Annotated in this window: 27 protein-coding genes, 4 tRNA genes and 1 pseudogene; 27 read left to right on the top strand and 5 right to left on the bottom strand. The window is 45.3% G+C overall.

The features are described from left to right. Positions 1-40 precede the first annotated feature (40 nt). Positions 41-244: a hypothetical protein gene (locus M1D65_RS20280; RefSeq protein WP_003244312.1), complete on the top strand. Its 204-nt coding sequence runs from the start codon at positions 41-43 to the stop codon at positions 242-244. Positions 245-291: 47 nt separating this feature from the next. Here M1D65_RS20280 and M1D65_RS20275 read toward each other — a convergent pair whose 3' ends face one another. Next, positions 292-492 (bottom strand): DUF2188 domain-containing protein, encoded by a 201-nt coding sequence (locus M1D65_RS20275; protein WP_003226922.1) that lies wholly within the window; start codon positions 490-492, stop codon positions 292-294. 169 nt (positions 493-661) lie between these two features. Here M1D65_RS20275 and dnaB point away from each other — a divergent pair, with 169 nt between their 5' ends. The 15 genes and pseudogenes from dnaB to M1D65_RS20200 all read left to right on the top strand — a co-directional run. Further along, positions 662-2,026, top strand: a complete 1,365-nt coding sequence (dnaB, locus tag M1D65_RS20270; RefSeq protein ID WP_003226923.1) for a replicative DNA helicase — start codon at positions 662-664, stop codon at positions 2,024-2,026. Between the two features lie 120 nt (positions 2,027-2,146). Then, positions 2,147-2,566: a VOC family protein gene (locus M1D65_RS20265; protein ID WP_032724983.1), complete on the top strand. Its 420-nt coding sequence runs from the start codon at positions 2,147-2,149 to the stop codon at positions 2,564-2,566. A 205-nt stretch (positions 2,567-2,771) separates the two neighbouring features. Next, positions 2,772-4,064, top strand: coding sequence for an adenylosuccinate synthase (gene purA, locus M1D65_RS20260; RefSeq protein ID WP_003226929.1), 1,293 nt, complete (start codon positions 2,772-2,774; stop codon positions 4,062-4,064). A 224-nt stretch (positions 4,065-4,288) separates the two neighbouring features. Beyond that, positions 4,289-4,364, top strand: a tRNA-Lys gene (locus M1D65_RS20255). A gap of 9 nt (positions 4,365-4,373) precedes the next feature. After that, positions 4,374-4,445, top strand: a tRNA-Glu gene (locus tag M1D65_RS20250). 81 nt (positions 4,446-4,526) lie between these two features. Beyond that, a tRNA-Asp gene (locus tag M1D65_RS20245) sits at positions 4,527-4,603 on the top strand. Positions 4,604-4,638: 35 nt separating this feature from the next. Then, positions 4,639-4,711: transfer RNA gene (locus M1D65_RS20240), tRNA-Phe, on the top strand. Positions 4,712-5,094: 383 nt separating this feature from the next. Continuing rightward, positions 5,095-5,802 (top strand): cell wall metabolism DNA-binding response regulator WalR, encoded by a 708-nt coding sequence (gene walR, locus M1D65_RS20235; protein ID WP_003244363.1) that lies wholly within the window; start codon positions 5,095-5,097, stop codon positions 5,800-5,802. Between the two features lie 7 nt (positions 5,803-5,809). Next, positions 5,810-7,645 (top strand): cell wall metabolism sensor histidine kinase WalK, encoded by a 1,836-nt coding sequence (gene walK, locus M1D65_RS20230; protein ID WP_456270709.1) that lies wholly within the window; start codon positions 5,810-5,812, stop codon positions 7,643-7,645. Further along, positions 7,635-9,002, top strand: a complete 1,368-nt coding sequence (gene walH / locus M1D65_RS20225; RefSeq protein ID WP_029318541.1) for a WalRK two-component regulatory system regulator WalH — start codon at positions 7,635-7,637, stop codon at positions 9,000-9,002. Before walK ends, walH begins: the two co-directional genes overlap by 11 nt. Continuing rightward, the gene (walI, locus tag M1D65_RS20220) at positions 8,989-9,831 is read left to right on the top strand and encodes a WalRK two-component regulatory system regulator WalI (RefSeq protein ID WP_064671690.1); all 843 of its coding nucleotides are present in this window, start codon (positions 8,989-8,991) and stop codon (positions 9,829-9,831) included. Before walH ends, walI begins: the two co-directional genes overlap by 14 nt. Before the next feature lie 21 nt (positions 9,832-9,852). Beyond that, positions 9,853-10,647 carry an MBL fold metallo-hydrolase gene (locus tag M1D65_RS20215; RefSeq protein WP_003242676.1) on the top strand — a complete coding sequence of 265 codons (795 nt, stop codon included), beginning with the start codon at positions 9,853-9,855 and terminating at the stop codon, positions 10,645-10,647. Between the two features lie 81 nt (positions 10,648-10,728). Next, positions 10,729-11,931: a serine protease HtrC gene (gene htrC, locus M1D65_RS20210; RefSeq protein WP_446014473.1), complete on the top strand. Its 1,203-nt coding sequence runs from the start codon at positions 10,729-10,731 to the stop codon at positions 11,929-11,931. A gap of 19 nt (positions 11,932-11,950) precedes the next feature. Further along, positions 11,951-12,079, top strand: a complete 129-nt coding sequence (locus M1D65_RS20205) for a hypothetical protein (RefSeq protein ID WP_003242634.1) — start codon at positions 11,951-11,953, stop codon at positions 12,077-12,079. 116 nt (positions 12,080-12,195) lie between these two features. Next, positions 12,196-12,378 (top strand): annotated as a pseudogene (locus M1D65_RS20200) (ATP-binding protein); the annotation flags it as partial. On the opposite strand, the gene rocR reads toward M1D65_RS20200, so the two are convergent. Then, positions 12,360-13,745 (bottom strand): arginine utilization regulatory protein RocR, encoded by a 1,386-nt coding sequence (gene rocR, locus M1D65_RS20195; protein WP_041850282.1) that lies wholly within the window; start codon positions 13,743-13,745, stop codon positions 12,360-12,362. The pseudogene M1D65_RS20200 and the gene rocR overlap by 19 nt on opposite strands. Before the next feature lie 240 nt (positions 13,746-13,985). Here rocR and rocD point away from each other — a divergent pair, with 240 nt between their 5' ends. From rocD to rocF, 3 genes are all read left to right on the top strand, one after another. After that, complete coding sequence (gene rocD, locus M1D65_RS20190) at positions 13,986-15,191, top strand: ornithine aminotransferase (RefSeq protein ID WP_456270708.1); 1,206 nt, start codon at positions 13,986-13,988, stop codon at positions 15,189-15,191. Positions 15,192-15,413: 222 nt separating this feature from the next. Next, entirely contained in the window at positions 15,414-16,817 is a 1,404-nt protein-coding gene (locus tag M1D65_RS20185) for an amino acid permease (RefSeq protein WP_014481465.1), read from the top strand. A gap of 72 nt (positions 16,818-16,889) precedes the next feature. Further along, the gene (gene rocF / locus M1D65_RS20180) at positions 16,890-17,780 is read left to right on the top strand and encodes an arginase (RefSeq protein WP_003226959.1); all 891 of its coding nucleotides are present in this window, start codon (positions 16,890-16,892) and stop codon (positions 17,778-17,780) included. A gap of 235 nt (positions 17,781-18,015) precedes the next feature. Here rocF and M1D65_RS20175 read toward each other — a convergent pair whose 3' ends face one another. Both M1D65_RS20175 and rapG read right to left on the bottom strand, forming a co-directional pair. Beyond that, entirely contained in the window at positions 18,016-18,132 is a 117-nt protein-coding gene (locus tag M1D65_RS20175; protein ID WP_003226961.1) for a Phr family secreted Rap phosphatase inhibitor, read from the bottom strand. Beyond that, positions 18,133-19,230 (bottom strand): response regulator aspartate phosphatase RapG, encoded by a 1,098-nt coding sequence (gene rapG, locus M1D65_RS20170; RefSeq protein ID WP_017695778.1) that lies wholly within the window; start codon positions 19,228-19,230, stop codon positions 18,133-18,135. Positions 19,231-19,340: 110 nt separating this feature from the next. Here rapG and M1D65_RS20165 point away from each other — a divergent pair, with 110 nt between their 5' ends. The 6 genes from M1D65_RS20165 (at position 19,341) to fdhA (ending at position 23,690) form a co-directional block, all read left to right on the top strand. Next, positions 19,341-19,811, top strand: coding sequence for a GNAT family N-acetyltransferase (locus M1D65_RS20165; RefSeq protein WP_032724991.1), 471 nt, complete (start codon positions 19,341-19,343; stop codon positions 19,809-19,811). Between the two features lie 140 nt (positions 19,812-19,951). Further along, a complete protein-coding gene (locus M1D65_RS20160) occupies positions 19,952-20,689 on the top strand; it encodes a YiiX/YebB-like N1pC/P60 family cysteine hydrolase (RefSeq protein WP_015250821.1) in 738 nt (245 codons plus the stop codon). Between the two features lie 10 nt (positions 20,690-20,699). After that, positions 20,700-21,863, top strand: coding sequence for a hypothetical protein (locus M1D65_RS20155; RefSeq protein ID WP_032724993.1), 1,164 nt, complete (start codon positions 20,700-20,702; stop codon positions 21,861-21,863). 15 nt (positions 21,864-21,878) lie between these two features. Continuing rightward, positions 21,879-22,127, top strand: a complete 249-nt coding sequence (locus tag M1D65_RS20150; RefSeq protein WP_015715044.1) for a DUF2651 family protein — start codon at positions 21,879-21,881, stop codon at positions 22,125-22,127. A 103-nt stretch (positions 22,128-22,230) separates the two neighbouring features. After that, positions 22,231-22,401 carry a hypothetical protein gene (locus M1D65_RS20145; RefSeq protein WP_017695773.1) on the top strand — a complete coding sequence of 57 codons (171 nt, stop codon included), beginning with the start codon at positions 22,231-22,233 and terminating at the stop codon, positions 22,399-22,401. A 62-nt stretch (positions 22,402-22,463) separates the two neighbouring features. Next, on the top strand, positions 22,464-23,690 hold the full coding sequence (fdhA, locus tag M1D65_RS20140; RefSeq protein ID WP_080286157.1) for a formaldehyde dehydrogenase, glutathione-independent: 1,227 nt from the start codon (positions 22,464-22,466) through the stop codon (positions 23,688-23,690). A gap of 33 nt (positions 23,691-23,723) precedes the next feature. Here the strand turns inward: fdhA and M1D65_RS20135 are convergent, their stop codons facing one another. Then, complete coding sequence (locus tag M1D65_RS20135) at positions 23,724-24,137, bottom strand: hypothetical protein (protein ID WP_124072562.1); 414 nt, start codon at positions 24,135-24,137, stop codon at positions 23,724-23,726. A 184-nt stretch (positions 24,138-24,321) separates the two neighbouring features. Between M1D65_RS20135 and M1D65_RS20130 the strand changes: the two genes are divergently transcribed. Both M1D65_RS20130 and rlmH read left to right on the top strand, forming a co-directional pair. Then, positions 24,322-24,492: a CxxH/CxxC protein gene (locus M1D65_RS20130; RefSeq protein WP_003219122.1), complete on the top strand. Its 171-nt coding sequence runs from the start codon at positions 24,322-24,324 to the stop codon at positions 24,490-24,492. A gap of 80 nt (positions 24,493-24,572) precedes the next feature. Next, the gene (gene rlmH / locus M1D65_RS20125; protein WP_003226975.1) at positions 24,573-25,052 is read left to right on the top strand and encodes a 23S rRNA (pseudouridine(1915)-N(3))-methyltransferase RlmH; all 480 of its coding nucleotides are present in this window, start codon (positions 24,573-24,575) and stop codon (positions 25,050-25,052) included. The last annotated feature ends 13 nt before the right edge of the window (positions 25,053-25,065 follow it).

Raw genomic sequence — 25,065 nt, 5'->3', positions numbered from 1 at the left:
TCGGAAAATGACCGTTATAAAAGAGGTAAGGAGGGTTCTTATGCACGCACCGTTATCCTTATTAAAACAAATGCTGAAGGAACACCAAATAGACACTGAAAAAGCTGTCACTTTCGAAGAATATATAGCAATGAGGTTAAAGCTTCAGGAGCTGATGGGGAAATTTGCTTCGATCGGGGAGTGGGATCTGTATCAAAAAGCGGCAGATTTGATGATGCACATAGGCATCCAATGGATGAAATAAACCGATAACCGCTAAAAAACCCTCGCTGCAGCGAAGGCTTTCATTCATTAAAATGAGTGTTCTTCTTCCACATTTTTAAACTGGTCATAAATTACAAGCTTAGACGGACTGTTTTCCTTAGCCACCTGTTTGGCCTTTTCAATAGCGGCGTCTTTAGACGTATACAAAGCTGTCGGCGCTACATTCTCCACCTCAATAAACCAGCCGTCCGCATCAACATTAGGCGTAATCGCATATTTCTTTATCATCTTTCATTCCTCCCTCATGTTTTATTGCATTTTTCCCGCCTTGTTACTGTCCGAAACGATCCAATCTGCTAACTGAAAAAAACAGGAAACAGTCAATTTTTCTATTTTTTTTCTGTAGAAATGGTAGAATGGAGGTTGGAGATTTTTTAATGAGAGGACGGTGCTTAGCATGACAGACCTTCTGAATGACCGGCTTCCTCCGCAAAATATAGAAGCCGAACAAGCCGTGTTAGGCGCTATTTTTTTACAGCCGTCTGCTTTAACACTGGCTTCAGAAGTATTAATTCCAGATGATTTCTATAGAATGTCCCACCAAAAAATCTATAATGCGATGCTGGTGCTCGGTGACCGAGGTGAACCGGTTGATCTGGTGACAGTAACATCAGAGCTTGCGAACACAGACCTGCTGGAAGAAGTAGGCGGCATTTCATATTTGACAGATATCGCAAACTCGGTGCCGACAGCGGCTAACATAGAATATTACGCGAAAATCGTTGAGGAAAAATCGATTCTTCGCCGATTAATCAGAACTGCGACAACGATTGCTCAAGACGGGTATACCCGTGAGGATGAGGTCGAGGATTTACTCAGTGAAGCGGAAAAAACGATTATGGAAGTGGCACAGCGCAAAAACACGAGTGCCTTCCAAAATATTAAGGACGTCCTTGTCCAGACCTATGATAATATCGAACAGCTTCACAATCGAAAAGGTGATATCACGGGAATTCCAACAGGGTTTACGGAGCTTGACCGGATGACTGCGGGTTTCCAGCGAAACGACTTGATCATTGTGGCTGCCCGTCCTTCAGTAGGGAAAACAGCCTTTGCCCTGAACATCGCACAAAACGTGGCGACGAAGACCGATGAGAGCGTAGCGATTTTCAGTCTTGAGATGGGTGCCGAGCAGCTCGTTATGCGTATGCTCTGTGCCGAGGGAAATATCAATGCCCAGAATCTCCGTACAGGTAACCTGACCGAAGAGGATTGGGGCAAGCTGACGATGGCAATGGGAAGCCTGTCGAACAGCGGGATTTACATCGACGATACACCGGGTATTCGGGTGAGTGAAATCCGTGCCAAGTGCCGCCGCTTGAAGCAGGAAAGCGGGCTGGGCATGATTTTGATCGATTACCTGCAATTGATTCAGGGAAGCGGCCGTTCAAAGGACAACCGTCAGCAGGAAGTATCTGAAATTTCCCGTGAACTGAAGTCGATTGCGAGGGAGCTGCAAGTCCCTGTTATCGCGCTTTCTCAGCTTTCCAGGGGTGTTGAGCAGCGTCAGGATAAACGTCCGATGATGTCTGATATCCGGGAATCAGGAAGTATCGAGCAGGACGCGGATATTGTCGCGTTCCTTTATCGTGATGACTACTATGACAAAGAAACCGAGAATAAAAATATTATCGAAATCATTATCGCCAAACAGCGTAACGGCCCGGTAGGAACCGTGTCTCTTGCGTTCGTAAAAGAATACAACAAATTCGTCAACCTGGAACGGCGTTTTGATGACGCAGGCGTTCCGCCCGGCGCATAAGCCCCAAGAGCTGCTCTTGGGGTTTTTTTCATTCGAAAGATGGAAGAAATACCGTTCGCTCAGCGGATGAAAATTTGAAAGCGTTTTAATAAAATGGTGCAAAAAGGAGATGGTAACAATATGGGAAAACGTATTTCGTCTTTTCAAGCAGCACAAATCCGAATTGCGCGTCCTACGGGCCAGCTTGATGAGATTATTCGTTTTTACGAAGAGGGACTGTGTTTGAAACGAATAGGAGAATTTTCAAAGCATAACGGGTATGACGGTGTCATGTTCGGCCTTCCTCATGCCGATTATCATTTGGAATTCACCCAGTATGAAGGGGGAAGCGCTGCCCCCGTTCCCCATCCCGACAGCCTTCTTGTTTTTTATGTGCCGAATGCAGATGAACTGGCAGCGATCACTTCAAAGCTAAAGCACATGGGCTATCAAGAGGTCGAATCAGAGAACCCGTACTGGAGCAATGGGGGCGTGACGATAGAGGACCCGGACGGCTGGCGGGTCGTTTTTATGAATTCAAAAGGGATATCAGGCAAGTGATTCTTTCTTATGCTAAAGGATGAAAGTTTCGCAAGCTTTTTATGACAAAACCGAGAGAAAACGCTTATAAAACGAATGGAAGCGAACGAATATAGATTTACATTAATTTAATGTTCGGATTTACAATTGACTTTCTGTTTCTTCACTGATAAACTTGATTTGTTTGAATAGAATCGTTTTGAAAGGTTAACGGAGGTGCACGGACATGTCTTCAGTAGTTGTAGTAGGTACGCAATGGGGCGATGAAGGAAAAGGTAAAATTACAGATTTCCTATCAGAAAATGCAGAAGTGATCGCCCGTTATCAAGGCGGAAATAACGCAGGGCATACAATCAAGTTTGACGGAATCACATATAAGCTTCACTTAATCCCGTCTGGAATTTTCTATAAGGATAAAACGTGTGTAATCGGAAACGGAATGGTTGTAGATCCGAAAGCATTAGTCACAGAGCTTGCGTATCTTCATGAGCGCAACGTGAGTACAGATAACCTGAGAATCAGCAACAGAGCTCACGTTATTCTGCCGTATCATTTGAAATTGGATGAAGTGGAAGAAGAGCGTAAAGGGGCTAACAAGATCGGCACAACGAAAAAAGGAATCGGTCCTGCTTACATGGATAAAGCAGCCCGCATCGGAATTCGCATCGCGGATCTGTTAGACCGTGACGCGTTTGCGGAAAAGCTTGAGCGCAATCTTGAAGAAAAAAACCGTCTTCTCGAGAAAATGTACGAGACAGAAGGGTTTAAACTTGAGGATATCTTAGACGAATATTATGAGTACGGACAGCAGATTAAAAAGTATGTTTGCGATACATCTGTTGTCTTAAACGATGCTCTTGATGAAGGGCGCCGTGTATTATTTGAAGGCGCACAAGGGGTTATGCTCGATATCGACCAAGGAACATACCCGTTTGTTACGTCATCTAACCCGGTTGCCGGCGGTGTCACGATCGGTTCTGGTGTCGGCCCGACCAAAATCAAGCACGTTGTCGGTGTATCAAAAGCATATACGACTCGTGTCGGCGACGGTCCTTTCCCGACTGAGCTGAAAGATGAAATCGGCGATCAAATCCGTGAAGTCGGACGCGAATATGGAACAACAACAGGCCGCCCGCGCCGTGTCGGCTGGTTTGACAGCGTTGTTGTCCGCCACGCCCGCCGTGTGAGCGGAATTACAGATCTTTCTCTGAACTCAATTGACGTCCTAACAGGAATTGAAACGTTGAAAATCTGTGTGGCATACCGCTACAAAGGCGAAATCATTGAAGAATTCCCAGCAAGTCTTAAGGCACTTGCTGAATGTGAGCCGGTATATGAAGAAATGCCGGGCTGGACTGAGGATATTACAGGTGCGAAGAGCTTGAGCGAGCTTCCGGAAAATGCGCGCCATTATCTTGAGCGTGTGTCTCAGCTGACAGGCATTCCGCTTTCTATTTTCTCTGTCGGTCCAGACCGCTCACAAACAAATGTCCTTCGCAGTGTGTACCGTGCGAACTAAATAGAATATGCCAACAAGCCCCTATATCAGGGGCTTGTTTTTTGTTTGAAAGCCGCATATAAGTTGGTCTGAGAAAAAAATATGAAAAAAAACCAAAAAAGTTATTGCCACTTCTATTTGTTCGTGATATTATAAATCTCGTTGTTACGGAAACTGCTTCAATAGAGTACAAGATGAGAACTAGATCTAAGTCGTTTGCTCTATAGAAATTCCGACATCTTTAAGAGCCATTAGCTCAGTTGGTAGAGCATCTGACTTTTAATCAGAGGGTCGAAGGTTCGAGTCCTTCATGGCTCACCATTTCGTGAAGGCCCGTTGGTCAAGCGGTTAAGACACCGCCCTTTCACGGCGGTAACACGGGTTCGAATCCCGTACGGGTCATTGATTTACTTTAGCGTTATTGCTAAATTCCTTATTTGTCTGTGAGAGCTGACACGACAGCTCTCCGGGCAATTACTGTAAGGTCCGGTAGTTCAGTTGGTTAGAATGCCTGCCTGTCACGCAGGAGGTCGCGGGTTCGAGTCCCGTCCGGACCGCCATTTTACTTTACTTAGTAGAGAAAAATAAAACATTTGGCTCGGTAGCTCAGTTGGTAGAGCAACGGACTGAAAATCCGTGTGTCGGCGGTTCGATTCCGTCCCGAGCCACTTACCAAACGCATCTGCAATCGTAGGTGCGTTTTTTCTTTTAGGAAAAAGGCAAACATGAGGAGTGTTATAATAGAAGAAAAAGGGAGAACCGGCCCTGCGGCCGGTTCAAAGAAGAAGACGTCATTGATAAAGACGCACTCCGGTGAGGGGAGGTTTCAATAAAGTTATCTTTTTTAAAAAAAGTTGACCAGCATGACAATAGATAAACAACTGGCGATAAAGGTGAAACATGTGTTTTTTTTCTAAACCTTTATTTTTTTTATCTTTTGACCTTAAACCGTTATAATAGACAAGGACCCATTCTTTACATGGGCCATAAGTGATGAAACGAATGTTATATAGATGAAATGAAGTCATTCGGCAGGAGGAAAATCAAAATGATGGATAAAAAGATCCTTGTAGTAGATGATGAAAAACCGATTGCAGATATATTGGAATTTAACTTAAGAAAAGAAGGCTATGAAGTGCACTGTGCCCACGACGGAAACGAAGCCGTTGAAATGGTAGAAGAGCTTCAGCCTGATTTAATTCTTTTAGATATTATGCTTCCGAATAAAGACGGCGTTGAAGTATGCCGTGAAGTCAGAAAGAAATACGATATGCCAATCATTATGCTGACGGCTAAGGATTCAGAAATTGACAAGGTTATCGGGCTTGAAATCGGTGCTGATGACTATGTCACAAAACCATTCAGCACACGCGAGCTCTTGGCACGTGTAAAAGCGAACCTGCGCCGCCAGCTGACAACAGCGCCTGCGGAGGAAGAGCCTTCCTCTAACGAGATTCATATCGGCTCTCTCGTCATCTTCCCTGACGCGTACGTTGTATCAAAACGAGACGAAACAATCGAATTGACTCATCGTGAGTTCGAATTGCTTCATTATTTAGCAAAACATATCGGACAAGTGATGACCCGTGAACATTTGCTTCAAACCGTTTGGGGCTATGATTACTTCGGCGATGTCAGAACGGTTGACGTAACAGTCCGCCGGCTTCGTGAAAAAATCGAGGACAACCCGAGCCATCCAAATTGGATCGTCACACGCCGTGGTGTAGGTTATTACTTGAGAAACCCAGAACAGGACTAATGCCCATATGAATAAGGTTGGTTTTTTTCGGTCGATCCAATTTAAGATTACCTTGATTTATGTGCTTTTGATTATCATTGCCATGCAAATCATTGGTGTGTATTTTGTCAATCAGGTAGAGAAGTCGCTGATCAGCTCTTATGAACAATCGCTGAATCAGCGAATCGACAACCTTTCTTATTATATCGAACAAGAATATAAGAGCGATAACGACAGTACCGTCATAAAGGATGACGTCAGCCGTATTTTGAATGACTTCACGAAAAGTGATGAGGTTCGGGAAATTAGCTTTGTAGATAAAAGCTATGAAGTGGTCGGTTCTTCAAAGCCGTACGGTGAGGAAGTGGCTGGGAAACAAACGACCGATCTGATTTTCAAAAGAATTTTTTCTACCAAACAGTCGTATTTAAGAAAATATTATGACCCGAAAAGCAAAATCAGAGTTCTTATTTCCGCGAAGCCTGTCATGACTGAAAACCAAGAGGTTGTCGGTGCGATCTATGTTGTCGCGAGTATGGAAGATGTCTTTAATCAAATGAAGACGATCAACACGATATTGGCGTCCGGCACAGGTTTGGCACTTGTTTTGACGGCTCTTCTCGGTATTTTTCTGGCAAGAACCATTACCCACCCGCTTTCAGATATGCGAAAGCAGGCGATGGAGCTTGCGAAAGGGAATTTCTCGAGGAAGGTTAAAAAGTACGGGCATGATGAAATTGGGCAGCTGGCCACAACGTTTAACCACTTAACGAGAGAGCTTGAAGATGCCCAGGCGATGACTGAAGGAGAACGCAGAAAGCTAGCCTCTGTCATTGCTTATATGACAGACGGCGTTATCGCCACAAACCGAAACGGAGCGATTATTCTCTTAAACAGCCCGGCGCTGGAACTGTTGAACGTTTCACGTGAAACAGCCTTAGAAATGCCGATTACGAGTTTGCTGGGGCTTCAAGAGAATTATACTTTTGAAGATTTAGTGGAACAGCAGGATTCTATGCTGCTTGAAATTGAGCGCGATGATGAATTAACGGTGCTTCGCGTGAATTTCTCTGTGATTCAAAGGGAACACGGCAAAATTGATGGTTTAATCGCTGTCATTTACGATGTAACCGAACAAGAGAAAATGGATCAGGAACGCAGAGAATTCGTTGCGAATGTATCACATGAGCTGCGGACGCCGCTTACGACAATGCGCAGCTATTTAGAAGCGTTAGCTGAAGGCGCGTGGGAAAATAAAGACATTGCTCCGCGCTTCTTAATGGTGACGCAAAATGAAACAGAGCGTATGATCCGGCTTGTCAATGATCTGCTTCAGCTGTCGAAATTTGACAGTAAAGATTATCAATTTAACCGGGAATGGATTCAGATTGTCCGGTTTATGTCACTTATTATTGACCGTTTTGAAATGACAAAAGAGCAGCATGTGGAGTTTATCCGCAATCTGCCGGACAGAGATCTGTATGTCGAGATTGACCAGGATAAAATAACGCAGGTGCTCGATAATATTATTTCTAACGCTTTAAAATATTCACCGGAAGGCGGACATGTCACGTTCTCGATTAATGTCAATGAAGAGGAAGAACTTCTCTATATCAGCGTGAAGGATGAAGGGATCGGCATTCCGAAAAAAGATGTCGAAAAAGTCTTTGACCGCTTCTACAGGGTGGATAAAGCGAGAACGAGAAAGCTTGGCGGCACCGGTCTGGGATTGGCGATTGCCAAGGAAATGGTACAGGCGCACGGTGGAGATATTTGGGCGGACAGCATAGAAGGAAAAGGCACGACGATTACATTTACTCTTCCATATAAAGAGGAACAAGAGGATGATTGGGATGAAGCGTGAAAATATAAAAACGATATTACTTACGGTACTCGTCGTCATCAGTCTTGTTTTTACATGGGGGATATGGACGTTCCAGCCAAACTTTTCTGAAGGCTCATCCTCAACAGAGTCTACTGTTCGTGTGAAACATAAAATCGAAAAAACCACCCAAAAGCTGTCTGAAACGGTAAGGCCAAGGGACATGTTTATCCATGATGACGGCGCTCATTACAAAGTGGATGACAATGCCCTCTATGAAGAAATCTGGTCTGATTTGCCACATTGGGATGTAAAAGGAATTAAAGATATTTCGGATCAGTATGACAAGTCTGGATTCAAGAGCTGGTTTTATGGAATAGGCGGTTCTGAAGCCAAGCTTGACTTGCAATTCAGCGATACGATTCCGATTGATATTTTCCAAACGCTGTTTAAATGGTCTAATCAGTCGTTTGAATACAGTTCGTTTGACCATATTCTGATCCCGTTCAATGAAACAAAAGCAAACAAGAAAATCTATTTGGTGTCTTACAGCAAACAGCTCATTCTTGAAGTGACGGTTGAATCGGCAAACTACCGGAACATTATGAACGACTTGAAAAACAGGCAATCAAATATGCCGGCGTTCAGTTTGTTCTCCATTGGCTCAAAGAAAGAGTTCTTGCTGCCGAACAAACCGCTTACGATGGACAAAAAAGAATTTGTCACAGAATCGATTAAAACAAATACCTTTAAGCAGGCTTTGTTTAGTGATCCGAGCATTGTAAGAGAAGATTCGAATTACAACAACAGAAATGTGCTGACAGATGGGATCAGCCGTTTAGATGTGAATCTAAGCCAGCGACAGGTGCAATTCCAGCAGCGCAATTTGGTGCAGAGCACATCCTATCAAACAGGTGAGTTAATCAAAAAGAGCCAAAAATACCTTGAGGATACCGGAAGCTGGACGGATCACTATCAATTTTTCAGTATCAATGACAGCCAGCAGCTGAGCTTCTATATCTTTATGGATCAGATCCCGGTCATTAACAGCACCGCCAAACCTTTCGGAGCGACATCGGCGATTACGGTGCAATGGGCGAATGATGATATTCTCAGCTATAAGCGGCCGAATTACAGTCTCGGAACGAATCCGATTAAAACAAGTGAAACAGAGCTCATGAGCGGCAGCGAAGTGAAGATGCTGCTTTCGAAACAAACCGCTTATGATACGGACAAAATTGATCAGATCTTCCTTGCTTATCAATTGGTATCAACATCAACCAACGATGATCCTCTCGTTGAACTGGAACCGGTTTGGGCGATGAAAGTAAATGGAAAAATTGTGCCGATTACAAAGGACTTATTGAGGAAGGAGGGGGCTAACAGTGGAGTGGAATAAGACAAAATCAATCTTCATCGTTGCCTTCCTCATTTTAGATATTTTCTTAGGCTATCAGTTTTTTCAAAAATGGCAGGCTACCGGCAAAGAATATGAAGTCATTAAAAATGATGTCGAGCATGACATGAAGGCCGATCATATCACGTATGAAGGTTTGAATAAGGAAGCGACAGAAGGTTATCGGATCACGGCAAATCAAAAGTCTTTCTCCAAGGAGGAAATTGAGGCGCTGAAGGATCAAAAGCCTTTGATGGACATGCCTAGTGATGATCATAAAGTAACGAGCCTGAAAATGAAGTTTGCAAATCCCATCGCCCTATCTAAGAAGGATATCGAGGACGATGCCCAGGCACTTGTTTCTTCAAAGATTCAAGATGGCGAAAAATATAAGCTTTGGAAGGTTAATAAATCGAAGAAAGAAATTATTTTCTTCCAAACGTACGAAGGCCATTATATTTACCAAAAGACTGATAATCCCGCTAATATGATCGGGCAAGTGGTATTGCACTTAAACGGTAAAAACGAGGTTGTGTCATACGACCAGACTACGCTTGAGACCTTCAAGCAAATCCAGAAAGAAAGCTTAATTACTGAAATGGATGCGGTTGAGCTATTGTACTATCAAAATCAATTAAAAGAATACAGCACTGTGAAGAGCTGTAAATTCGGCTATGTAGCACAATATCCGCTGACAAGTACGCAGGTGCTGGCGCCGGTATGGAGAATTACGGTCGAGTACGAGAAAAAAGTGAACGGTGAGAAAAAGACAGTACAAGAGTATTTTACTGTGAATGCTTTGGAGAGTACGATTTTAGATACAGATCAATGAAAATAATGGAGTGAGACAAACATGAGCTTGCAATTTAGCGTACTTGCGAGCGGGAGTACGGGAAATGCGTTTTACCTCGAAACAGAGGATCACGCATTTTTAGTGGACGCCGGTTTGAGCGGAAAAGCCATGGATGGGCTGATGGCGCAGATCGGGCGTAAGCTGGATGATGTAGACGGCATTTTTGTGACGCATGAGCATAGTGACCATATTAAGGGCCTTGGTGTCGTCGCCAGAAAGTACAAGCTTCCGATCTATGCGAATGAGAAGACTTGGAAAGCGATGGAGAATCAAATCGGCAAAATTGACACCGATCAAAAGTTTGTATTTCCAATGGAGACGGTGAAGTCGTTCGGCGGACTTGATGTTGAATCGTTTGGCGTTTCCCACGATGCGGCGGAACCGATGTTTTATGTATTCCATTATAGCGGCCGAAAGCTCGCGTTAATGACAGATACGGGATATGTCAGCGACCGGATGAAAGGCATTATCCGTTCAGCGAATGTATTTGTGTTTGAAAGCAATCACGATGTCGGTATGCTGCAAATGGGGAGATACCCATGGAGCATTAAGCGGCGGATTTTAAGTGACGTCGGGCACGTGTCAAATGAAGATGCTGCCTTGGCGATGACGGATGTCATTGGCGATGAGACGTCTCGTATTTACCTGGCGCATTTGAGCCAGGACAACAACATGAAGGAGCTGGCAAGAATGTCTGTACAGCAGACATTGGCTTCTAAAGGATTTGTGACGGGTGAGACATTTGACTTATACGACACCGATCCGAAGAAGGCCACTCCGCTTTGCGCTGTATAATTTTTCTATGTAAATCATGACTATTCTAGGAGCTTCTAACCCACAATATAACCATATTAACGTTCTTGGAAAGGATGGAATATGGTGGATTACGAACGTGAGGAAGAACATACTACTCCTGAACAGCCAAAGAGAAGCAAAAAAGGATATTTTCTTTCGAGTCTGATTGGCGTGATTGTCGGTGCCGTATTAATGGCGTTTATCATGCCGTACCTTTCAAATGAAGGGCTGGATACAGGCGTCTTAGATCAGCAGCAAAACAACAATGGCCGGGAATCAATCAGGACGGTAAATGTCAGTGTCAACAATGCCGTCACCAAGATTGTCAGCAATGTGTCGCCCGCCGTTGTCGGTGTTGTGAACATCCAAAAATCAGATATTTGGGGAGAGAGCGGCGAGGCTGGGAGCGGCTCTGGCGTCATCTATAAGAAAAATGACCATTCCGCTTATGTCGTGACCAACCATCATGTCATCGAAGGCGCTTCCCAAATTGAAATCAGCTTGAAAGACGGCTCACGTGTATCAGCTGATCTTGTCGGCAGCGACCAGCTGATGGACCTTGCCGTTTTACGGGTGAAAAGCGATAAGATTAAAGCAGTCGCTGATTTCGGAAATTCAGATAAAGTGAAGTCTGGGGAGCCGGTTATTGCGATCGGGAACCCGTTAGGCCTTGAGTTTGCAGGCTCTGTCACACAAGGCGTCATCTCGGGTACGGAGAGGGCGATCCCAGTAGATTCAAACGGTGATGGACAGCCTGACTGGAACGCTGAAGTCCTGCAAACAGATGCGGCCATTAACCCTGGGAACAGCGGCGGCGCTTTGTTAAATATGGATGGGAAGGTCATTGGCATCAATTCAATGAAAATTGCCGAGTCGGCGGTTGAAGGGATTGGCCTGTCGATTCCCTCTAAGCTCGTGATCCCTGTGATAGAGGATTTAGAGAGATACGGAAAGGTCAAACGCCCGTTCCTTGGCATTGAGATGAAATCGCTAAGTGACATCGCAAGCTATCATTGGGATGAAACATTAAAGCTTCCTAAGAACGTCACCAATGGAGCGGTTGTGATGGGTGTAGACGCCTTTTCACCTGCCGGGAAAGCGGGGCTGAAGGAACTGGATGTCATCACGGAATTTGACGGATACAAAGTAAATGATATTGTTGACCTGCGAAAACGGCTTTATCAGAAAAAAGTCGGTGACCGGGTGAAGGTGAAGTTTTACCGCGGCGGAAAAGAAAAATCTGTAGACATCAAGCTGTCCTCCGCAGACCAATTAGGCAGTTAATCATAGCAGTCTGGCATCGTTGCCAGGCTGTTTTGATATGCAAAAAAAACTGAACAGGGGTCACGCCCGTTCAGTTGAAAAAGGATATATCGAATATGAAGAAAAATACAAGATGGATGTTACACGTGAAACAGCAAATGGCAGTTAGCTGCAAATACTTCCGTTATTTGCATGGACTTTAATGGTTTGTACCGTGTGGTTGCTGGCTGTGATACACATAGGTGCCATTTTCTTTCTTCAATGCATAAGAAGTGACGTTTTTTAGTGTTTGACCGGTTTTACAAGGCAGACCCATCCCGCTCCCGGAAATATGGAGGTTCGGGATTAGGCCTTGCCAAATCGATTATCGTTAGCCACAATGGGACGATTGAAGTGAAAAGTGAAATCGGCAGAGGCACTGTTTTTCTGATCAGGCTTCCTGCTCCGGATTATTCGTTAGAAGAGTGAGAAAATTTCTTCAGCCGATATTGGAGGCTTTGTCTGCTGATGCCAAGCTCCTGAGCAGCTTTCGAGATGTTATGGCCGTGTTTTCTTAACACGTTCTCTATCACATATTTTTCGAAGCTTTCCATTTTTTCTTTTAAGTCCGCGGCCGGCTGGTGTCTTGGTGTTTCAGGCTCTGGGATGTCAGCCGGCTTGATTTTCATGCGATATTGATAGGGCAGATGGGAAGCCGTAATCGTTTTCTCGTCCGTCATGAAATTCATGGCGCCTTCAATCATATGCTCAAGCTCGCGAATATTTCCCGGCCAGTCATAAGAAAGGAAAAATTGCTTCACGTCTTCGCTAATGTGTTCAACATTCATTTGGAACAGATGGTTGTTTTTCTGGATGAATTCCGATGCGAGAAGCAAAATGTCTTCTTTTCGTTCCCGAAGCGGCGGGATGATCAGCGTCACGACACTCAGCCTGTAATACAAGTCCTTCCGCATTCGTTCGCCGGCAATCGCGTCAATTGGATCTTCATTCATCGTGGCAATAATACGTACGTCAATCGGTGTATCCTTTGTTGACCCGATGCGCCTGATTTTCCGTTCTTGAAGGGCGCGTAGCAGCTTTGCCTGAAGGCTGAGATTCAGCGAGTTGATTTCATCTAACAGCAGCGTCCCGCCGTGGGCTTGTTCAAACAGGCCGGGCTGGTCGACAGCGCCGGTAAACGCGCCTTTTTTCGTCCCAAACAAAATGCTTTCCACAAGGCTGTCTGGCAGTGCCGCACAGTTTTGCGAAATAAACGGGCCGCCAGAACGATCGCTTCCATTATGGATACTTTGCGCGAACAGTTCTTTTCCTGTGCCGGTTTCGCCTGCGAGAAGGACAGATGATGACGTACGGGTTGCCCGCTTGGCGTTTTCGATGACGTCTTGAATGGCCGGACTGGTGCCGAGAATACTGTCAAACGTATAGGTTGTGCTGCCTTTTTTGTTCATATTCTCCCTGATCAGCCGTTCCAGCTTTGTCACATCCTTGGCAATTTCAACGGCGCCCCTGATTTTGCCGTCTTGGACAATGGGATATGTATGATTGATCGTCGTAATTTCCTGGCCTTTATTATTGAAATAGCTCTGTTTGACGTTTTTAATCGTCTTGCCTTCCTGAAGAGCCTGTACCAGTGTGCTGTCCTGCTGCTTTGAAAACATAAACACATCCATCAGGTTTTTATTCAGGACGTCATGCTTCTCCATATCTTCAATCTGCATCATTTTATTGTTATAAACGATTGTGTTTCCATGCTCGTCTACCACGTGCAGGCCAACATCGATTTCATCTAAAATGCTCTGAAAAACCAATGTGAGGAATTCGCTGTCTTTGACCACTGTATGAACCTCCCTCAATTATTTTCTTAATATTGCTTCTATTTTATAAAAAAATGGAGAGGATATGCAAAAGAATTTTGCACTTGCTGAAATTTTTGCCTGAAATATCAGAATGTTTTTGCACCTTGTCCTCGAAAATTGTAGAAAACACACGAATTCTTGATTTGGCACAGAACTTGCATTTATATAAAGGGAAAGCAGGATAACATGTTGAAACAGAAAACAAGGGGGAATTTAAATATGCCAGCTTTATCTAAATCCAAAGAAATTATTGATCAGACGTCTCATTATGGAGCCAACAATTATCATCCGCTCCCGATTGTTATTTCTGAAGCGCTGGGTTCTTGGGTAAAGGACCCGGAAGGCAATGAATATATGGATATGCTGAGTGCTTATTCTGCGGTAAACCAGGGGCACAGACACCCGAAAATCATTCAGGCATTAAAGGATCAGGCTGATAAAATCACCCTCACGTCACGCGCGTTTCATAACGATCAGCTTGGGCCGTTTTACGAAAAAACAGCTAAACTGACAGGCAAAGAGATGATTCTGCCGATGAATACAGGAGCCGAAGCGGTTGAATCCGCGGTGAAAGCGGCGAGACGCTGGGCGTATGAAGTGAAGGGCATAGCTGACAATCAAGCGGAAATTATCGCATGTGTCGGGAACTTCCACGGCCGCACGATGCTGGCGGTATCTCTTTCTTCTGAAGAAGAATATAAACGAGGATTCGGCCCGATGCTTCCGGGAATCAAACTCATTCCTTACGGCGATGTGGAAGCGCTTCGACAGGCCATTACGCCGAATACAGCGGCATTCTTGTTTGAACCGATTCAAGGCGAAGCGGGCATTGTGATTCCGCCTGAAGGATTTTTACAGGAAGCGGCGGCGATTTGTAAGGAAGAGAATGTCTTGTTTATTGCGGATGAAATTCAAACGGGTCTCGGACGTACAGGCAAGACGTTTGCCTGTGACTGGGACGGCATTGTCCCTGATATGTATATTTTGGGCAAAGCGCTTGGCGGCGGTGTGTTCCCGATCTCATGCATTGCGGCGGACCGCGAGATCCTAGGCGTGTTTAACCCTGGCTCACACGGCTCAACATTTGGCGGAAACCCGCTTGCATGTGCAGTGTCTATCGCTTCATTAGAAGTGCTGGAGGATGAAAAGCTGGCGGATCGTTCTCTTGAGCTTGGCGAATACTTTAAAAGCGAGCTTGAGAGCATTGACAACCCGGTTATTAAAGAAGTCCGCGGCAGAGGGCTGTTTATCGGTGTGGAATTGACGGAAGCGGCACGTCCGTATTGTGAGCGTTTGAAGGAAGAGGGACTTTTATGCAAGGAAACGCATGATACAGTCATTCGTTTTGCACCGCCATTAATCATTTCGAAAGAGGATTTGGATTGGGCGATAGAGAAAATTAAGCACGTGCTGCAAAACGCATAAATCCGCACCATGGCGGGATATTCACTTCGTTTGTATAAATTTACAACAGAAAAATCAGCACTCCCTATTTGCTCAGCTACAGTATTTTAGTATAATGTATCTTTATGAGAAGAAGTGAATTTTATATTAAATAGATAGAGACTCTTTGGACAGCAAACTGGGATAGCACCATGCAGATGTTCCAGCTTAGATCCAATACAAGTTGCTGAAGGGGTGCAGAATGTGAATACAAACCAAGATAACGGAAATCAGCTCCAGCGGACAATGAAATCACGCCATTTGTTCATGATTTCATTGGGCGGAGTGATCGGAACCGGTTTCTTCCTTGGAACCGGGTTTACCATTAACCAAGCGGGACCGCTCGGCGCGGTTCTGTCCTATTTAGTGGGCGGCTTTATCATGTTTTTGACCATGCTCTGCTTAGGAGAGCTGGCAGTCGCCTTTCCTGTGTCAGGGTCCTTCCAGACCTATGCCACGAAATTTATCAGCCCGGCCTTCGGGTTTGCGTTCGGCTGGCTGTACTGGCTCGGCTGGGCGGTTACATGCGCCATTGAATTCTTATCAGCGGGGCAGCTGATGCAACGCTGGTTTCCGCATATAGACGTGTGGATCTGGTGTCTGGTCTTTGCGGCTCTGATGTTTATTCTAAATGCGATCACCACAAAAGCCTTTGCGGAATCTGAATTCTGGTTCTCAGGCATTAAAATTTTGATTATCCTTTTATTTATTATTCTCGGCGGAGCTGCCATGTTTGGCCTGATTGATCTGAAGGGCGGAGAGCAGGCGCCGTTTTTGACACATTTTTATGAAGACGGGTTATTTCCGAACGGCATAAAGGCAATGCTGATTACGATGATTACCGTGAACTTTGCGTTTCAGGGGACTGAGCTGATCGGGGTTGCAGCCGGAGAAAGTGAAGACCCTGAAAAAACGATTCCACGGTCAATCAAACAGACAGTATGGAGAACGCTTGTCTTCTTTGTGCTTTCCATCATTGTCATTGCCGGCATGATTCCGTGGAAACAGGCGGGTGTCGTGGAAAGTCCATTTGTTGCCGTATTTGAGCAAATCGGAATCCCATATGCAGCTGATATCATGAACTTTGTTATTTTAATCGCGCTGTTATCTGTTGCGAATTCAGGTTTATACGCATCGACACGTATTCTGTACGCGATGGCGAATGAAGGACAGGCCTTCAAAGCGCTCGGAAAAACAAATCAGCGCGGTGTGCCGATGTACTCGTTAATCGTAACGATGGCTGTGGCTTGCCTATCACTTCTGACAAAGTTTGCGCAGGCTGAAACTGTATATATGGTACTGTTATCTTTGGCGGGCATGAGCGCGCAGGTCGGCTGGATTACGATCTCGCTTTCCCAAATCATGTTCAGACGCAAATATATCCGTGAGGGCGGGAAGATAGAAGATCTGAAATTTAAAACACCGCTGTACCCGGTGCTTCCGCTGATCGGCCTAACATTAAATACGGTCGTGCTCATCAGTCTTGCATTTGATCCGGAGCAGCGTATCGCGCTGTATTGCGGCGTACCATTTATGGTCATTTGCTACATCATTTATCATGTTGTCATTAAAAAACGCCAGCAGGCGAATCGTCAGCTAGAGCTTTAAAACGTTGTCCGCAAGTCATCTTTGTTAGAACCCGCATAGGACATTATCTTAAATGTTGAGGTGGAATCACAGATGGATAAAACGATTTCGGTTATTGGAATGCCAATGGATTTAGGACAAGCACGACGCGGGGTAGATATGGGCCCGAGCGCCATCCGGTACGCTCATCTGATCGAGAGGCTGTCAGACATGGGGTATACGGTTGAAGATCTCGGTGACATTCCGATCAACCGCGAAAAAATCAAAAATGACGAGGAACTGAAAAACCTGAATTCCGTTTTGGCGGGAAATGAAAAACTCGCGCAAAAGGTCAACAAAGTCATTGAAGAGAAAAAATTCCCGCTTGTCCTTGGCGGTGACCACAGTATTGCGATCGGCACGCTTGCAGGCACAGCGAAGCATTACGATAATCTCGGCGTCATCTGGTATGACGCGCACGGCGATTTGAATACACTTGAAACTTCACCATCGGGCAATATTCACGGCATGCCGCTCGCGGTCAGCCTCGGCATTGGCCACGAGTCACTGGTTAACCTTGAAGGCTACGCGCCTAAAATCAAACCGGAAAACGTCGTCATCATTGGCGCCCGGTCACTTGATGAAGGGGAGCGCAAGTACATTAAGGAAAGCGGCATGAAGGTGTACACAATGCATGAAATCGACCGTCTTGGCATGACAAAGGTCATTGAAGAAACCCTTGATTATTTATCAGCATGTGATGGTGTCCATCTGAGCCTTGATTTGGACGGACTTGATCCGAACGACGCACCGGGTGTCGGAACCCCTGTCGTCGGCGGCATCAGCTACCGGGAGAGCCATCTGGCTATGGAAATGCTGTATGACGCAGGCATCATTACCTCAGCCGAATTCGTTGAGGTTAACCCGATCCTTGATCACAAAAACAAAACAGGCAAAACAGCAGTAGAGCTCGTAGAATCCCTGTTAGGGAAGAAGCTGCTGTAATAAGAAAACCCCCGCACCCGCGGGGGTTTCAGCGTGTCGACAAACCCTCGCATTCGTTGTCAGGCCTGCGCTTCGGTGCTCACGAATTCCAAACATTCGCTGCGCTCCAATGCTCGTTCTTCCTAGACTTCAAGGGTTTTCAATCACGCTGAAAAGATGAAAGAATCCTAAAACTACAAACCGTTTTAGGATTCTTTCGTTAAATTGAACCCCCGCACCCGCGGGGGTTTTTCATTTATCCAATCATTTTCTCAGCGACTTTCATTTCCTGTGAGTGGGTTTGATGGTCTGCAATAAACCAACCTGATAAAATTACCGCTGCGACGCCTGCGCCAATCAGAAATCTTTTCATTTATATAACCTCCGTTCGTTTAATCAGTTCTTCAATCTGTAATGCTTCATAAAAAAAGTGGGCAGCTTCTTTGTAAAGCTCAAGTTCCCTATACCGTTCGCCAGCCAAAATGGAAAGTTCTCTTACACTGTCATACTCTTTCTCGGACAACAAGTCATCCATATGTTGTTTGCATAAGTGAAACGTTTCCGCATGACCCCCTTCTGCATAAATGGCATATAAAATGTCTATTTTTGCCTCACATATTCTATTCGGCTCAGCAGTCAATTTTTCCTTCACGTCTTGGTAATAAGATAAGGCCTGTTCTTTCTTTTTGATCTTAAACAGTTCTCGTATCAGCAAGTAGGCAGAATGATAATAATAGGCGGAGCGGGCATACTCATCGTTCCGTAGAGCCTCCTCTAATTTCGAAACCGCTTCTTCTGATTTGCCGCTTTGCGCATGAAGAAGGCCGAAGTTATGCAAAAGCTGGGCTTCAAAAAAATGATCCTCTAATTCACTCGTGATCCGAATTGCTTCGTCCAAATAAGCCTCAGCTTCTTCAAACTGGCTCATCTCTGTAAAATTGCCTGACATGGTAATCAGCGCTGAAGCCAGCTTCTTTTTATAATCTGTCTCTTCTCTGAATGTTTTGACTGCTTGCCGTGTATGATTGAGGGATACAATATTTTGTCCAAGCTTATAATAGAGCTTTCCGACCTTCAGGTGAAATTCGGCTTTTTCAATCGGATCGGGAATGTTGTCGAGATACTGCTCTGCATCTTTATACAGCCCAATGGCAATGTCATAATTATTTTTATAGGCCTCATACATGCCTTCAAACAGAAAAAAGTAATATTTCAGCATGTCAGACGTAGCATTCATATGAGAAGGCTCCTCATGCTGAAAGCCCTGTCCTCTCGCCTCGTGAAGCAAAACCTTGTGGCGCAGTTCCAATAAGGAGAAGTAGGCCAGCACCTCCTGATCCTCTTCCATGTCATCCAATAAAGGCTTCACTTCTTCAAATAAACGGGAGGACTCTTCCACTTCATGTTTCTTGATAGCAAGGTACCAATCGTTGAGCATGCTAGCGATTTCTGCGGGTGCGATCTTATTCATGTGAAACTCCTTTCTCTAGTGACTTATCAATCTCAGTTGCTTATTCTGATAGTAACACCTCTTTCTATTTTATGTAAAATCCTCTAGTCAATATATGAAGGAGAGATGATATGACAATCATGCTGACCCCAATGCAGACAGAAGAATTTCGGTCTTATCTCACGTACACAACAAAGCATTACGCGAAAGAAAAGGTAAAAGCGGGAACATGGCTGCCTGAAGATGCACAGCTTTTGTCTAAGCAGGCGTTTTCTAATCTGCTTCCGAGAGGGCTGGAAACACCCCATCACCATTTGTGGAGCCTCAAGCTGAATGAAAAGGATATCGTTGGCTGGCTCTGGATACATGCTGAACCGGAACATCCGCAGCAAGAAGCGTTTATTTATGATTTCGGGTTATATGATCCGTATCGGGGAAAGGGCTACGCAAAGCAAGCATTGGCGGCATTAGATCAAACGGCACGCAGTATGGGAATCCGCAAGCTGTCCCTTCATGTCTTTGCTCATAATCAGACGGCGCGAAAGCTATATGAGCAAACCGGATTTCAAGAAACAGACGTAGTGATGAGCAAGAAGCTTTAACGAAAAGGGCCGATAAAGGCCTTTTTCTGTAAATGATATCTAAAAATTCTGTAAATAACCTAGTTACTTTCCTTATTTTCCTAATATAATGTGGGTGAGGAAATTACCTTTCCTACACTCACAAGAAAAGAGGAGATGTAATGAAGTTGAAGAAACGAGTGTCGATGTTTTTGGTAGCGCTTACAATGTGCGGCGGCCTGTTTGTTTCTCCCGCCAAAGCCGTAAAGACCACAAATTATGCTGAAGAAATCGCCGCACTGCAGCCAGGCACGACACCGGAAGAAATCATGAAATCTGCCAGCCAGATTGCGAAACAGCAGCACGTAAAGCAGGACGTTATCCTAAAACAGTTCTATAAGGAAATCACGGCTGATAAAGCAGAGGGAGACCGGCTCGCCAAGGAAAGCGGCATGTCTATCATGGGCGGGTCGTCCGGCACGAAAAAACTCCCGACAAGCGCGAAAGGCAATATCTATTACACGAACTCCTACACAGCCTACTACAATCACGGCCACGTCGGCATGTACTCCGCTGCTGACAAAATTGTTGAATCTGTCCCGAGCGACGGCGTCAGGCAGATCGCTTATAATGCCAGAGACGTGGAAGACAACTCCATTGTGCAAACCGTCAGCGTATCCTCATCTCAAAAAACAGCTGCTGCCGACTGGGCGGTATCAAAAGTCGGCGACCCATACTCATTTAACTTCGTCAATAACAGAAATACCGGCCATGACGGCGCCAAAAACTGTTCAAAGCTCCTATGGTCTGCCTTTTTGCTGAAAGCAGGCATTGATATAGACAGCAACGGAGGCTTAGGCGTGTATCCGCGCGACATCACTAGTTCTTCTTATACGACAACCATTATGACCATTTACTAAGGAGAAGGATATGAAAAAGTGGATGATTACCATCGCCATGCTGATTCTCGCAGGAATCGCACTATTTGTCTTCATTTCTCCTCTCAAAAACCATAAAACCGTGAGTCAGCAGGATCTCAGAAATCCCGATTTCCTGGATGACAAAGAAGTCCTGCTGTATTTCTCATCCTCTGCGGATCAAGATGCATTTGGCGGCGGGAAAAGCTACGCCCTGTTTATCAGCCATGACGGGACGCTGTCTTCCTTTCAGATGAAGGGCCTTGAGCTGGGCTCAGCAAAGGTTCACGGTGACAGCGTGATGCTGGAGGACAAAAACACGATTTATACGATCAAAAACGGCCTGCGCTCCCATAAAAGAACCTATCAGCACACAGGCGACAGCGCGGGCTTTCTGCAAAACACGGACGGCTTTTACACCTTATACAACTCCGGCTACGACAAAAAGGGAGACGGATACCGCTCAGAGCTGTACCGCCAAATGGACGGAGAGTGGAAAAAAGACGTCATCCCCTACTACATCCGAGCCTCCGGTTTCCATGATGGCGCCATTTACGCACTCGTCCCGACAGATGACGGAAAAGGCTATCAGCTCCTTCAGATTCAAGCAGATCAGAAGAAGCTTACCTATCTCAGCATAACGGAATGGCAGTACCGGGAAGGAGCCTCAGTCGAATCCCAACTTGCCGTGGACGACGAAGCTGTGTATGTTATGGTTCGCGGCCAAAAAGCCCACAATCTCTATCAAATGGTCAAGATCAACAAAAAAAGCGGCGAAGTAGAGCTGCACGATATCGCCGAATACAAAAACGACGAACAAACGATATACAGCTCCATGCCCTTCAGCTTTAAAAACAGCTTTTTCCCTTATGACGGGAACCTGTATTTCATTGACGGCTTCGGAAAGGTACACAAAATCGATGCCAAGACAGGAAAAACAAGCATCGTCTTCACCCTTTCCCCGGACAAAATGAAAGCCGAATTCAAAGAAATCACCCAAAAAGGCAGCAGCCTCTATTTCTTCACATACACGTACAACAAGCCTGCCTACATTGAACAGTACAATCTGAAAACCGGAAAGAAAATGAAAGAAAAAGTGATTGGGAAGGTAAAGGACGTCGTGACGCCGAAGAGTCATTTGAAGCTGTATGATGTTGAGGTGATGAAGAGGTTTTAAGGCAAGGAGGTTAGTATGGGAGCCATCGCCGTTTTATTTATCGTTTTTGGTTTTCCGATCATCGCAGGTGTATTTGGTATAGCGGGTCATTTTTTATTTAAGAGGTTTTGGGTGGCACCGCTCATCGTCCTTATCGCGAGCTTGATATTGTTATTTACGTTAGCTTCGGGCAATAGCTCATTCATGTTTTGGGTTGTTATGTATACGGGGATTGCGTTAGTAACCAGTATTGTCACATTATTTCTCAGGAAATTTTTTGAGTGATCTCAAATTATGAAGAGACTGGTATGAAGTCTCTTTTTTTGTTGAACCGAAGTTTGCAGAGATTTTGGGTATGTTTTAGAAACGAATCCAAAGGAGGAATTACATGCGCACCAAACGGGTTATTCTTCTGGCAGTTATGATCTGCCTGGTTTCGGCCATTACTGTGTTCCTGTTAAATGGATGTAAAGTCGACTTCTTAGACATCGGCGGAACCATTATTGGCTGCTTTCTTGGCATATTTGTTGTTGTAAGAATACAGAAAAAACAGTCGTGAAAAAGGGAAAGAGTCATGCCGAACCGAAGTCATGTTCTAGGACCAAGAGTCCAAACACATGCATGGGAGGAATGGCGTTGACTGGAAACAAAGCGGTTGTGTACAAAGACAAAGGGACTGTAGCGGTGGAGGATATCGGTTATCCGGAGTTAATCCTAAGGGACGGGCCCGGCGTTCCAAAGGCGAATGTGAATCGAAAATGTGAGCATGGGGTTATTCTCAAAGTTATTACAACCAACATTTGCGGAAGCGACCAGCATATGGTCAGAGGCCGCACAACGGCGCCTGAAGGCTTGGTGCTCGGGCATGAAATTACGGGAGAAGTCATTGAAACGGGGCGTGATGTTGAATTTATCAAAAAAGGCGACATCGTATCCGTTCCTTTCAATATTGCCTGCGGACGCTGTGTGATGTGCAAAACGCAGAAAACGCATGTGTGCCTGAATGTCAATCCGGACCGGCCGGGATCGGCTTACGGCTACGTCGATATGGGCGGCTGGGTCGGCGGCCAGTCTGAATACGTCATGGTGCCATACGCTGATTTTCAGCTTTTGGTATTCCCTGATAAAGAACAGGCGCTAGAAAAGATTCTCGATTTGACCATGCTGTCGGACATATTCCCGACCGGCTTCCATGGAGCTTACACAGCAGGCGTACAAACAGGTTCAACCGTTTACATCGCGGGAGCGGGGCCTGTTGGCTTGGCAGCTGCACACTCCGCTCAGCTCCTAGGTGCCTCCACCGTGATTGTCGGCGATCTGAACGAAGACAGACTGGCACAGGCGAGAAGCTTCGGCTGTGAAACGGTCAACGTACAAAAACACGACCGCCTCGGCGAGCAAATTGAACAAATACTAGGTGAACCAACCGTTGATGCCGCAGTGGACTGTGTCGGCTTTGAAGCATCCGGACACGGCAATCAAGGAGAAGCGCCTGCCGCCGTGCTGAACTCGATCATGGACGTCACCCAGGTCGGGGGCAGCCTTGGCATTCCAGGCTTATACGTGACCGAAGATCCCGGCGCAAAGGATGCGGACGCCAAAACAGGCTCATTAAAAATCCGCTTCGGACTCGGCTGGGCCAAAGCCCACACCTTCGTCACCGGACAAACGCCCGCCATGACATACAACCGCAATTTGATGAAAGCGATCCTGAGCGGCAGAGCGCAGATCGCAAAAGCAGTCAACGCCACCGTCATTTCTCTGGACGACGCGCCAAAAGGCTACAGCGACTTCGACAAAGGCGCAGCCAAAAAATTCGTCATCGACCCGCATGGAACACTGAAGTAAAAGAAAAAGCCGGACGTTCTCAGAACGCCGGCTTTATTGCTGATAATCCGTTTCTTCAAAGCGGTTTCCCGTTTCATCCTGTACGATGAATTCCCCTTCGATTTTGTCCAGTCCAATCAAAATATAAGGGTTTTTCTCATTTGCCGTAGGAGCAGGTTTTCGTTTCACTGTTACAATCGTTTCTTTAGGTGAGAATTTGACGTCTGACACTTCAAGCTTCTTATCTTTCTCGCTGCTTCCGAGAGACACAATAACCATTTTTCTCCCTTCTAAAATGGTGAAGACTTGATATCCTTTTACATCATCATGCATTTGAAGGTAATTAGCGTATATTTCTAAGTCTGGACTGCCTTCACCGATTCGATCCTTCTCCAACACCCAATAAGACGGCTTACACCCAACAAGCAGCAATATGATCACAAAAAGCCAAACCCATCTAAAGCGCAAATGCAAACCTCCCCACACATCGGTTACATCCAAACTAACACACGAGCGAAATAGAGTCATCAACAGCTTGTTTGTCGAATTGTGGATAAAACTCAGCCCGAAGCACTACTAACATGTGAATAAATAGGTTATATTGAGAAGAGAACATTTGTAAAAATGGAAGAAAACATCGGAGGATTTGAACATGAAACAAGCGTATTATTCTTGTGAAGAACACATCGAAACGGTGCTGGATATGTACATAGACGACCACGAGCTGCCGCCCGAAATCAGAAAAATCGAACATACTAACAGTTTATCCACAGCCTGTGAATTATGTGGAGACCCCGCAGTATATATAGTGGGGAACGAATGATCTTACACAAAATACAGAAAAGATATCCACAATTGTGGACAACATATATGAATAACTTGTTTTTAAAGTGGGGATGACTTGTGAATATCAATATTGTGACAATCGGAAAACTAAAAGAAAAATACCTCAAGCAAGGCATTGAAGAATACACCAAACGTCTTTCGGCCTACGCAAAAATCGACATCATCGAACTCCCGGACGAAAAAGCGCCGGAAAACCTAAGCGACCAGGACATGAAAATCATAAAAGACAAAGAAGGCGACCGCATCCTATCAAAAATCAGCCCCGACGCCCACGTCATCGCCCTCGCCATCGAAGGAAAAATGAAAACATCCGAAGAACTAGCCGATACAATAGATAAGCTGGCTACATATGGAAAAAGCAAAGTCACCTTCGTCATCGGCGGATCACTCGGATTGAGTGACGCGGTAATGAAGCGAGCGGATGAGAAGCTGTCATTCTCAAAAATGACGTTTCCTCATCAGTTGATGCGGTTGATTCTGGTGGAGCAGATTTATCGGGCTTTTCGGATTAATCGTGGGGAGCCTTATCATAAATAAGTAGAGGTTTTCT

The organism is Bacillus sp. JZ39, assembly GCF_053903145.1.
This window is presented reverse-complemented; position numbering and strand designations above follow the sequence as displayed.

Excerpts from the sequence above, each read along its gene's own strand:
- M1D65_RS20215 (WP_003242676.1), top strand. The coding sequence starts at position 9,853 with ATGAGCTTGCAATTTAGCGTACTTGCGAGCGGGAGTACGGGAAATGCG.
- M1D65_RS20160 (WP_015250821.1), top strand. The coding sequence starts at position 19,952 with ATGAAGTTGAAGAAACGAGTGTCGATGTTTTTGGTAGCGCTTACAATG.
- htrC (WP_446014473.1), top strand. The coding sequence starts at position 10,729 with ATGGTGGATTACGAACGTGAGGAAGAACATACTACTCCTGAACAGCCA.
- fdhA (WP_080286157.1), top strand. The coding sequence starts at position 22,464 with ATGGGAGGAATGGCGTTGACTGGAAACAAAGCGGTTGTGTACAAAGAC.
- walH (WP_029318541.1), top strand. The coding sequence starts at position 7,635 with ATGAAGCGTGAAAATATAAAAACGATATTACTTACGGTACTCGTCGTC.
- M1D65_RS20150 (WP_015715044.1), top strand. The coding sequence starts at position 21,879 with ATGGGAGCCATCGCCGTTTTATTTATCGTTTTTGGTTTTCCGATCATC.
- walR (WP_003244363.1), top strand. The coding sequence starts at position 5,095 with ATGGATAAAAAGATCCTTGTAGTAGATGATGAAAAACCGATTGCAGAT.
- rapG (WP_017695778.1), bottom strand. The coding sequence starts at position 19,230 with ATGAATAAGATCGCACCCGCAGAAATCGCTAGCATGCTCAACGATTGG.
- M1D65_RS20130 (WP_003219122.1), top strand. The coding sequence starts at position 24,322 with ATGAAACAAGCGTATTATTCTTGTGAAGAACACATCGAAACGGTGCTG.
- M1D65_RS20165 (WP_032724991.1), top strand. The coding sequence starts at position 19,341 with ATGACAATCATGCTGACCCCAATGCAGACAGAAGAATTTCGGTCTTAT.
- M1D65_RS20275 (WP_003226922.1), bottom strand. The coding sequence starts at position 492 with ATGATAAAGAAATATGCGATTACGCCTAATGTTGATGCGGACGGCTGG.
- M1D65_RS20175 (WP_003226961.1), bottom strand. The coding sequence starts at position 18,132 with ATGAAAAGATTTCTGATTGGCGCAGGCGTCGCAGCGGTAATTTTATCA.
- M1D65_RS20155 (WP_032724993.1), top strand. The coding sequence starts at position 20,700 with ATGAAAAAGTGGATGATTACCATCGCCATGCTGATTCTCGCAGGAATC.
- purA (WP_003226929.1), top strand. The coding sequence starts at position 2,772 with ATGTCTTCAGTAGTTGTAGTAGGTACGCAATGGGGCGATGAAGGAAAA.
- M1D65_RS20265 (WP_032724983.1), top strand. The coding sequence starts at position 2,147 with ATGGGAAAACGTATTTCGTCTTTTCAAGCAGCACAAATCCGAATTGCG.
- walK (WP_456270709.1), top strand. The coding sequence starts at position 5,810 with ATGAATAAGGTTGGTTTTTTTCGGTCGATCCAATTTAAGATTACCTTG.
- dnaB (WP_003226923.1), top strand. The coding sequence starts at position 662 with ATGACAGACCTTCTGAATGACCGGCTTCCTCCGCAAAATATAGAAGCC.
- M1D65_RS20145 (WP_017695773.1), top strand. The coding sequence starts at position 22,231 with ATGCGCACCAAACGGGTTATTCTTCTGGCAGTTATGATCTGCCTGGTT.
- rocD (WP_456270708.1), top strand. The coding sequence starts at position 13,986 with ATGCCAGCTTTATCTAAATCCAAAGAAATTATTGATCAGACGTCTCAT.
- rocF (WP_003226959.1), top strand. The coding sequence starts at position 16,890 with ATGGATAAAACGATTTCGGTTATTGGAATGCCAATGGATTTAGGACAA.
- M1D65_RS20280 (WP_003244312.1), top strand. The coding sequence starts at position 41 with ATGCACGCACCGTTATCCTTATTAAAACAAATGCTGAAGGAACACCAA.